The organism is Microbacterium cremeum (assembly GCF_015277855.1).
Lineage (GTDB): Bacteria > Actinomycetota > Actinomycetes > Actinomycetales > Microbacteriaceae > Microbacterium > Microbacterium cremeum.
This window is the reverse complement of record NZ_CP063812.1, coordinates 716173-724910: the sequence shown is the minus strand read 5'-3', so window position 1 is coordinate 724910 and position 8738 is coordinate 716173. Positions and strand designations below refer to the sequence as shown.

Below are 8738 nucleotides of genomic sequence, written 5' to 3'. Positions count from 1 at the left end.
GACGCGCCTGTCGCTCGATGGACGAACTTGACAACGCGCCGGTGCACTTCAATCCGCTTCGCGGCTCCCCCGAACCCCGGCGATGAAACAACCCCAAGTCGACTGCGACGACCACCTGGTCCGAGGACCGGGCGGTCGGCGAACCGACCCGCGGGCAAAGTTAGCCCCGCCGTGGGAGATCGTCAAGAGAGATTTCGGGAGAACTCTCCGAACCGCCGCATGCCGCAGACGGAATGCAGTGGCGTCCGGCTGGGCTCAGCTCAGTCCGGAGTAGGCGTGGAGGCCCTTGAAGAACATGTTGACGATCGTGAAGTTGAAGATCACCGCGGTGAACCCGATGATCGAGAGCCAGGCCGATCGGGCGCCGCGCCACCCGCGTGTGGCACGCGCGTGGATGTACCCCGCGTACAGCACCCAGATGACGAACGTCCAGACTTCCTTCGTGTCGAAGCCCCAGTAGCGGCCCCAGGCGTCGTTCGCCCAGATCGAGCCGGCGATGAGGGTGAAGGTCCAGAAGATGAAGCCGATGATCGCGAACCGGTACGCCAGGGACTCCAGCGCGTCGGCGCTCGGCAGCGTGCGGAGGAACTTCGGTCCGGTCCTGACGTCGCCGCCGTCTTCGGCCCCGACGGTCGCCGCCGTCTTGCGCTCCCGTCGCGCCTGCATGAGCTGCAGCACCGACAGCCCGAACGCGAGCGCGAACAGCGCCGTCGCGAGCGAGGCGACGAAGACGTGGATGACGAGCCACACCGACTTGAGCGGGTCCATGAGGGGCACGATCTCGGTGTAGAACCAGATCGCCGTCCCCCCCAGCAGCACCGCCACCAGACCCGTGATGAACGTGCCGAGAAAGCGCAGGTCGTAGCGCAGAAGCACGGCCAGATACACGGCGACGATGAGCAGGGTGCCGGTGAGCGCGAACTCGTACATGTTCGACCACGGCACCCGACCCGCGGCGATGCCGCGCGTCACGTCCGCGCCGAGGTGGAACAGGAAGGCGAGCACCGTCAGCGACGTGCCGATGCGTGCCCACACGAAGCGCTCACGGCGCCCGATCGGGGCGTGCAGCGCCGCCTCGGAGGCATGCTCCTGTGCCCGCATCGCGTCGACCGAGCCGGCGTAGCCGACCCCGGCGCCGACGAGCTCGCGCTCGCGCCGGGTCGCGGCATCCTTCGCGTCCACCGCCGCGGCGCCCCGCCGCGCCAGGTCGACGGCGTACGCCGCGAACGCGAGCGCGTAGATCGTGATCGCCGTCCAGACCAGCAGCACCGAGATCGACTCGAGTCCGAGCGTCTGGGTCTCGGCGGCGGCAGCGCTGAACACGGATGCTTCGGGCATGGCTCTCAGTCTACGTCGGGGCGGGTGCGGCCCCCCGGCGGGGGTTCTTCGGAATTCGCGGGGGCGTGCGCGAGCGAGGCGAGGTGGCGCTGGGCGAACTGCTCGACGGCGGCCGCGAGCGCCGGGTCCTCACCGCGCGCGAGCCCGGCGTACTCGAGCTCCACGGCATCGCCGCGGGTCGTCGCCTTGACCCACATGCGGCGGCGCGGAACGAACAGCCCGGCGAGCAGGCCCGCGGTCGCGAGGACCGCGAACAGCAGCACCCACGTGGCCGCGGCATCCCGATGGATCGACAGCGACACGTACCTCTTGACCGATCCGTCGTAGCCGCCGGCGGCGTCCGTCGCCTCGTTCTCGAAGGTCACCGTGCCGCGTCCGCCGGGCAGGTCGGCGGTCTCGCCGGGCGCGAGCTCGATCGATTCGACGTCGGTGCCGCGGCCGGTGAGCTTGTCCATCTCGCTCGTGTCGAGCGTGTACACCGACCGTGGCACGCCGCCGTCGATGCCGAGGTCCCCCTCGTACACGTCGAGGGTGACGACGGGGTTGGTCAGAGCCGGGTACGCCGACGCGAAGGCGCCGTCCTGGCGCATCACCTGCGTCGGGTAGAAGAAGCCCACGAGGCCCAGCTGCTCGTCGAGGCCGTCGGGCACCTTGACCACGCCGAGCGAGGTCATGTTGGTGTCCTGCGGCAGGAACGGCACCGACTCCGAGAAGATCACGTCGCCCTCGGCGTCGCGGATCGTGAGCGTCGGCGCGTATCCGTTGCCCATGAGGTAGATGCGGTCGCCGGCCATCTCGAGCGGCTGGTTGACGCGCACCTCGCCCGTCACCGGCTCGCCGCCCGCGAGCTGCGTGGTGAGGTTCGCGACGAAGTCGCCGGCCTGGCCCTGACCCTGGCTGCCGAGCGGCTGATACGTCACGTCGAACCGGTCGAGGGTGAGCGAGTACGGTGCGAGGGCGGTCTCCTCGTCGACGAAGCGTCCCGGGTTGAACGACGTGTAGTCCAGCAGCGTGTTGACCCACGTGCGGCCCTCGATGATGACGGTCTGGCCGGTGTAGGTGAGCCCGCCGCCGATGCCGACCGCGAGCAGCACGCCCACGAGCGACGCGTGGAAGACGAGGTTGCCGGTCTCGCGCAGGTAGCCGCGCTCCCCCGAGACCGACAGTGCGGTGCGCGTGTCGTAGCGCTCGACGCGGTAGCCCGCCTTCTTCAGCTGCTGCCGGGCGACTTCGATCGCTCCGGATGCCGCGGCTGCGGCATCCGCGTCATCCGCGTACTCGAGCGTCTCGGAGCGGTACGCCTCCAGGCGCCCGAGCCGTGCGGGCGTGCGCGGCGGCTTCGCGCGCAGGGCCTTGTAGTGGTGCCGCGTGCGCGGGATGATGCAGCCCACGAGCGAGACGAACAGCAGGATGTAGATCGCCGAGAACCACGGTGACGTGTACACGTCGAACATGCTGAGGTTGTCGAGGACCGGCGCCAGGTCGGGGTTGTTCTGGAAGTACTGGGTGACCCCGTTCGGGTCGGCGCTGCGCTGCGGCACGAGCGACCCCGGCACCGCGGCGATCGCGAGGAGCAGCAGCAGCACGAGCGCCGTGCGCATCGAGGTCAGCTGGCGCCAGCCCCACCGCATCCATCCGACGACGCCGAGCGCGGGCCCGTCGGCCGCGGAGCCTGCCGAGGCGTCGCGAGGGTCGTCGGCGGCGTCGGCGTGGTCGGCCGGGCGCAGCGTCCCCTCGACCGGCTCCGCGGTCGCGGAGCCCGCCGCGTCAGAGCGGGGTCGGGACACTCGCGAACACCCCCTGCAGCTGGGCCATGATCGAGGTCCACACGCCGGTCACCATCAGCAGGCCGAGGACGATGAGCAGGCCGCCGCCGACCAGGTTGACGACGCGGATGTGGCGTCGCACGAACGAGACCGAGCGCGTCGCCCACCCGAAGCCGAGCGTGAGCAGCAGGAACGGGATGCCGAGCCCGAGCGAGTATGCGACGCCGAGCAGCGCCGCCCGGCCCGCCGAGCCCGAGTCGAACGCCATCGTGAGGATCACCGCGAGGGTCGGTCCGATGCACGGCGCCCATCCGATGCCGAGGGCGACGCCCAGCAGCGGCGCGCCGACGAGGCCGAGGTTGCCGCGGACCTGCGGGCGCGAGATGCGCTGCGCGAGGCCGAACCAGCCGATGAAGACGAAGCCCATCGCGATGACGAACACGCCGAGCACGCGCGTGATGACATCGGCGTACTCGAGCAGGAACCGGCCGAGGGTTCCGCCGAGCATCGCCATGCTCACGAACACGACCGTGAACCCCGCGATGAACAGCAGCACCCCGAGCACGAGCCGCCCGCGTCGGGGCTCGGCCGCGCTCGTCGGGTCGGGGCGTTTCGTCTCGCTGCGCTCGCTCGACGACCGCGGACCTTCGGTCGTCGAGCGAGGGAGCGCCGGCGACCGTGTCGGAACGCCCGCAGCGCCCACGGGCACGGGCCGCGGTGCCACCGCTCCCCCGATGAAGCCCAGGTATCCCGGCACGAGCGGCAGCACGCACGGCGAGAGGAACGACAGGACGCCGGCGAGCACGGCGATCGGGATCGCGATCAGGAGCGAGCCGTCGGCGACGATCTCGGCGAGGTTCACGATTCCTCCAGCGTCTCGCGCACCAGGGTCTCGAGGATCGAGGCGTCTTCGAGCTGCCCGATGATGCGCACCGCGACGCGCCCCTGGCTGTCGAGGACGAGCGTCGAGGGCACGGCGTTCAGCGGCGTCTGGCCGGCGAAGGCCAGCTTGATCGAGCCGTCCTCGGTCGCCAGCGCGCTCGGATACCGGATCCCGTATGTCTCGGCGAACGCCCGCGACGCCTCGGCGCCGTCGTAGAGGTTCACCCCCAGGAACGACACGGTTTCGCCCGCCAGCGCCGCGTGAGCCTCGTCCAGCGCGGGCGCCTCGACGCGGCACGGCGCGCACGCGGCGTACCAGAAGTTCACGACCAGCACGTCGCCCGCGAAGTCGGCCTCGGTCACCGTGCCGCCGGTGTCGAGTACGCCTTCGAAGTCGATGGGCTCGGTGCGCTCGGCCTCGGGGATCTCGACGTAGCGCACGCCGCTCGCCGCGATGAAGCCCTTGTTGTCACCATCGCGGTACTGATCGGCCAGCGGATCGCTCGTGCACGCCGCCAGTCCGGCGACGAGAGAGAATGCGAAGACGACGGATGCCGCGCCCCGCAGCCCGCGTCTCGCCCCGGCTCGCCCGGTCATACCGCCCCCACATCCACCGCGCCCGCCGTGGACGCCGGCTCGGCGTAGGCGGTCTCGGTCCACTTGCCGTCGACCATCTCGAAGCTCGTCACGCTCGACAGCGCGCAGCGCCGCTCGCGGGGGTCGTGCCGCAGCGGGAGTCCCGCGACCGCGAGATGCGTGATCCAGATCGGGAGCTGGTGCGAGACGATCACGACGTCGCCCGAGTCCGCGGCATCCCACGCCTGCGTCATGGCCGCGTTCATGCGACCCACGACGTCCGCGTACGGTTCGCCCCAGCTGGGCAGCGCCGGCTTGCGCAGGTGCCGCCAGTTCCAGGGATTGACCAGGGCGAGCGCCATCCGCTTGCCCTCGAACACGTTGGTCGGCTCGATCACCCGCTCGTCGATGACGGGCTCGATCCCGAAGACCTCGCCGAACGGCTCGGCCGACTCGCGCGTGCGCTGCAGCGGCGAGCACACCAGCGACGACACGGGGCGCTGCATCGCGTGGACGAACTCGGCCGCCTGGCGCGCCATGCGCCGCCCGTCGGAGCTCAGTCCGTACCCCGGGAGTCGCCCATAGAGCACGCGGCGAGGATTGTGGACCTCCCCGTGGCGCACGAGATGGAGGCGGTCAGCGGGCACCCGACCAGTCTACGGCGGCTCGTTCTGTGGGGCGGCTGAGCGTCAGTCCAGCTCCGGCTCGGCGCCCGATCGCCATCCGCGCTCGCTGACGAGCGCACGCACCCGCACGTACACGAACCACGCGACTCCCAGCACGGTCGCAGCGATCACGACGTACTGGAGGATGTCGGCATACCGCTCCACGATGTGCCACGACTCACCGAGGACGAAGCCCGACAGCACGAAGATCGAGTTCCAGATGAGGCTGCCGGCGGTCGTCAGGAGCGCGAACCGCCACAGCGGCATGCGCGTGATGCCGGCGGGGATCGAGATGAGGCTGCGGAAGATCGGGATCATGCGCCCGAAGAACACCGCCTTGCCGCCGTGCCGCGAGAACCACGCGACGGTGCGGTCGATGTCTTCGGGGTGCAGCAGCGGCACCTTCGCGGCGATGGCCCGCAGCCGCGCGACGCCGAGCCACGCGCCGAGGCCGTACAGCAGCATCGCGCCGACCACCGAACCTGCCGTCGTCCAGAACAGGGCCTCGAAGAGCGTGAACGAGCCACGGCTGGAGGCCAGACCCGCCATCGGCAGGATCACCTCGCTCGGCAGCGGCGGGAACAGGTTCTCCATCGCGATGGCGAGTCCGGCGCCGGCGGGGCCGATCACGTCCATCAACGAGACGGCCCAGTCCGCGAGGGAGCTGAGCCAGGAGCCGTCGGAGGTGGCAGTCGCACTGATCTCTGTCACGCCTTCGACGTTAGGCGACGAATGTGAACCGTTCCTGGGTGCAGACCCCCGGAAGCGGCAGGGGGTCACCGCGACGAGCAGGTCACAGGCTCGAGCCGGGCACCCCCGCGGCGGTCACGACGAAGGCGAGCACGAGCGACAGCACGATCGCCCCGGCGCCGATCAGCGCCACCCAGAAGGCGAGACGCCGCTTCACCATGAGCACGATCGCCACGATCGCCGTCGCCACGAACGCGAGCCACGGCAGGATCATGCCCATCAGCCACCCGACCATGATGAGGTCGCTGCTGCACGTGACCACGCCGCACGGGTCCGATGCCATCACGAGGAACATGCCCATGATCGAGGCGAGGGCGGCGAGCACGCCGTCCGCCACCAGCAGCACGATCGTGACGACGACATCCAGCGTCCTCACCGGGCGCTTCGCGGGCGGCGCCGGCGGCCACGCCGTCGCGGACGGCTCGGAGTAGGGCGGCGTCGTCATGCCCGAATCGTACCGGCGGGCGGGAACTCCGCGTCAACGTACACTTGACCCTCGTGAGTGAACGCGTTCTCGTCCAGCAGCTGCAGGGTCTCGCCGACGGACCCGTCTCGGTGTCCGGATGGGTCGAGACCGTTCGTGACCAGAAGAAGGTGCAGTTCGTCATCCTGCGCGACGAGACCGGCGCGGTGCAACTGGTCAACCCGGCCACGCGCGAGCCGGCCGACGACGCGGACGCCGCGGCAGAGGCATCCCTCGCCCTCACCAGCACCATCTCGGAGCTGGCCACCGGCACCTTCCTCACGGTGCACGGCGTGCTCAAGCACGACGAGCGCGTGAAGCTCGGCGGCGTCGAGATCAAGATCGGCTCGCTCGACATCGCGGCCGCCGCGCTCCCCGAGACGCCGATCGCCGCCGACTCCGGCCTCGACAAGCGCATGGACTGGCGCTTCCTCGACCTGCGGCAGCGCCGCAACAACCTCATCTTCCGCGTGCAGACGACCCTCGAGCACGCGATGCGCTCGTACTGGATCGAGCGCGACTACATCGAGGTGCACTCGCCGAAGCTCATGGCGTCGGCCTCCGAGTCCAACGCCGAGCTGTTCTCGCTCGAGTACTTCGGCGACCAGACCGCGTACCTCGCGCAGTCGCCGCAGTTCTTCAAGCAGATGGCGCAGGTCGCCGGTTTCGGCAAGATCTTCGAGATCGCGCCGGCCTTCCGCGCCGACCCCTCGTTCACGAGCCGTCACGCGACGGAGTTCACCTCGATCGACGCCGAGATCAGCTGGATCGACTCGCACGAAGACGTCGCGCGCATGCAGGAGGAGCTCCTCGCCACCGCGATCGCCGCGGTCAAGGCCAAGCACGGCGCCGAGATCGAGGAGCTGTTCGGCATCGAGGTGCAGGTTCCCGCGATCCCGTTCCCGCGCATCCCGCTCGCGGAGGCCCGCGAGATCGTCAAGGCCCGCGGCTACGAGATCCCCCGCACCGACGGCGACCTCGACCCCGAGGGCGAGCGTCAGATCTCGGCGCACGTCGAGGAGACCTACGGCCACCAGTTCGTCTTCATCACCGACTACCACCCCGAGATCCGCGCGTTCTACCACATGCGCGACGAAGAGACCGGGCTCACCAAGTCGTACGACCTGCTCTTCAAGGGCGTCGAGATCACGACGGGCGCCCAGCGCGAGCACCGCGTCGACGTGCTCGTCGAGCAGGCGAAGGAGAAGGGTCTCGAGCCCGAGCACCTCGACTTCTACCTCGACTTCTTCCGCTACGGCGCCCCGCCCCACGGCGGATTCGGCATGGGCCTGGCCCGCGTGCTGATGCTGCTGCTCGGGCAGGACTCGATCCGCGAGGTCACGTACCTCTTCCGGGGTCCCACCCGCCTCGCCCCCTGACCTCGCCGCGGGCGCGGGTCCCGGCATCCGCGGCCCGCCGCGCGGTGTTGCGAGAACACCGGGGTGAAGGACGACCGACGGATGCCGCGCAGGCGGTCCGATCAGCCGGCAGCGGTGAGCGCGGCGCGCAGCCGGTCGGGCGACACCCGCCAGTGACCGTGCAGCTCGCCGTCGATCAGCACGACCGGGATCTTCTCCCACCACAGCGCGTACAGTGCGGGGTCGTCCGCGATCGAGAGCTCCTCGACCTCGACGGCGTCGTCGGGAAGCTCGGCGACGACCGTCTCGACGACCTCGCGCGCGACGTCGCAGAGGTGGCAGTCCGGCTTGCCGATGAGCGTGAGCGTCGTCACGCGGCGCCTTCGACGGGGTAGCCGGCGGCGATCCACTCGTCGGTGCCGCCGTCGACGTTGGTCGCGTCGTAGCCGCGGGCGGCGAGGGCCTCGGCCACGCGGGCGGAGCGGCCGCCGACCTTGCAGATGACGTCGAAGGCGCCGTCGGGCAACTCGTCGAGCCGGTCGCCGATGGTCGACATCGGCAGGTTGACCGCGCCCGGCACGCGCCCCGTCTCGAACTCCCACTCCTCGCGCACGTCGATGAGCGGGGTGCCCTCACGCTCGCGCAGTTCGTGGACGGTGATGGACTTCATGATCGGCCTCTCGAGGGACGGGCGGGCTCACCGCAGACACGAAGCGCCCCCGTCGACCGAGTGCCGCGTCTGCGAAGACGGGCGCCGGTCGGGGGACGCTTGGTGCGGATGCCGCTTACTTCTTGTTGCGGCGCTGGTGGCGAGTCTTGCGAAGCAGCTTGCGGTGCTTCTTCTTCGCCATGCGCTTGCGGCGCTTCTTGATGACAGAACCCACGGAGAACCTCACTATGTCGGGGTCTGGGCGCGCACGTGCTCGCCCGGGAACCGGCA

At 70.2% G+C, this 8738-nt stretch carries 11 protein-coding genes; 1 reads left to right on the top strand and 10 read right to left on the bottom strand.

Translation table 11 applies throughout. The features are described 5' to 3' along the window. Window positions 1-255: 255 nt before the first annotated feature. The 7 genes from ccsB to IM778_RS03130 form a co-directional block, all read right to left on the bottom strand. Window positions 256-1338, bottom strand: coding sequence for a c-type cytochrome biogenesis protein CcsB (gene ccsB / locus IM778_RS03160; protein WP_194410650.1), 1083 nt, complete (start codon window positions 1336-1338; stop codon window positions 256-258). A gap of 5 nt (window positions 1339-1343) precedes the next feature. Then, window positions 1344-3125 carry a cytochrome c biogenesis protein ResB gene (gene resB / locus IM778_RS03155; RefSeq protein WP_194410649.1) on the bottom strand — a complete coding sequence of 594 codons (1782 nt, stop codon included), beginning with the start codon at window positions 3123-3125 and terminating at the stop codon, window positions 1344-1346. Then, window positions 3106-3966 (bottom strand): cytochrome c biogenesis CcdA family protein, encoded by an 861-nt coding sequence (locus IM778_RS03150; RefSeq protein WP_194410648.1) that lies wholly within the window; start codon window positions 3964-3966, stop codon window positions 3106-3108. The genes resB and IM778_RS03150 overlap by 20 nt, the downstream gene beginning before the upstream one ends. After that, window positions 3963-4583 carry a TlpA family protein disulfide reductase gene (locus IM778_RS03145; protein ID WP_194410647.1) on the bottom strand — a complete coding sequence of 207 codons (621 nt, stop codon included), beginning with the start codon at window positions 4581-4583 and terminating at the stop codon, window positions 3963-3965. Before IM778_RS03145 ends, IM778_RS03150 begins: the two co-directional genes overlap by 4 nt. Then, a complete protein-coding gene (locus tag IM778_RS03140) occupies window positions 4580-5209 on the bottom strand; it encodes a histidine phosphatase family protein (RefSeq protein WP_194410646.1) in 630 nt (209 codons plus the stop codon). Before IM778_RS03140 ends, IM778_RS03145 begins: the two co-directional genes overlap by 4 nt. 42 nt (window positions 5210-5251) lie before the next feature. Next, the gene (locus tag IM778_RS03135; RefSeq protein ID WP_194411700.1) at window positions 5252-5863 is read right to left on the bottom strand and encodes a DedA family protein; all 612 of its coding nucleotides are present in this window, start codon (window positions 5861-5863) and stop codon (window positions 5252-5254) included. A gap of 157 nt (window positions 5864-6020) precedes the next feature. Beyond that, window positions 6021-6422: a DUF6264 family protein gene (locus IM778_RS03130; RefSeq protein ID WP_194410645.1), complete on the bottom strand. Its 402-nt coding sequence runs from the start codon at window positions 6420-6422 to the stop codon at window positions 6021-6023. A gap of 53 nt (window positions 6423-6475) precedes the next feature. Between IM778_RS03130 and aspS the strand changes: the two genes are divergently transcribed. Continuing rightward, window positions 6476-7819 (top strand): aspartate--tRNA(Asn) ligase, encoded by a 1344-nt coding sequence (aspS, locus tag IM778_RS03125; RefSeq protein WP_194410644.1) that lies wholly within the window; start codon window positions 6476-6478, stop codon window positions 7817-7819. Window positions 7820-7920: 101 nt separating this feature from the next. Here the strand turns inward: aspS and IM778_RS03120 are convergent, their stop codons facing one another. The 3 genes from IM778_RS03120 to IM778_RS03110 form a co-directional block, all read right to left on the bottom strand. Then, window positions 7921-8172, bottom strand: a complete 252-nt coding sequence (locus IM778_RS03120; RefSeq protein WP_194410643.1) for a glutaredoxin family protein — start codon at window positions 8170-8172, stop codon at window positions 7921-7923. Next, complete coding sequence (locus IM778_RS03115) at window positions 8169-8468, bottom strand: rhodanese-like domain-containing protein (RefSeq protein WP_194410642.1); 300 nt, start codon at window positions 8466-8468, stop codon at window positions 8169-8171. Before IM778_RS03115 ends, IM778_RS03120 begins: the two co-directional genes overlap by 4 nt. 115 nt (window positions 8469-8583) lie before the next feature. Continuing rightward, window positions 8584-8682 (bottom strand): 30S ribosomal protein bS22, encoded by a 99-nt coding sequence (locus tag IM778_RS03110; RefSeq protein ID WP_003792170.1) that lies wholly within the window; start codon window positions 8680-8682, stop codon window positions 8584-8586. Between the last annotated feature and the right edge of the window lie 56 nt (window positions 8683-8738).

Coding starts and splice junctions, on each gene's coding strand:
- ccsB (WP_194410650.1), bottom strand. CDS start 1,338: ATGCCCGAAGCATCCGTGTTCAGCGCTGCCGCCGCCGAGACCCAGACG.
- IM778_RS03145 (WP_194410647.1), bottom strand. CDS start 4,583: ATGACCGGGCGAGCCGGGGCGAGACGCGGGCTGCGGGGCGCGGCATCC.
- IM778_RS03135 (WP_194411700.1), bottom strand. CDS start 5,863: ATGGACGTGATCGGCCCCGCCGGCGCCGGACTCGCCATCGCGATGGAG.
- IM778_RS03130 (WP_194410645.1), bottom strand. CDS start 6,422: ATGACGACGCCGCCCTACTCCGAGCCGTCCGCGACGGCGTGGCCGCCG.
- IM778_RS03115 (WP_194410642.1), bottom strand. CDS start 8,468: ATGAAGTCCATCACCGTCCACGAACTGCGCGAGCGTGAGGGCACCCCG.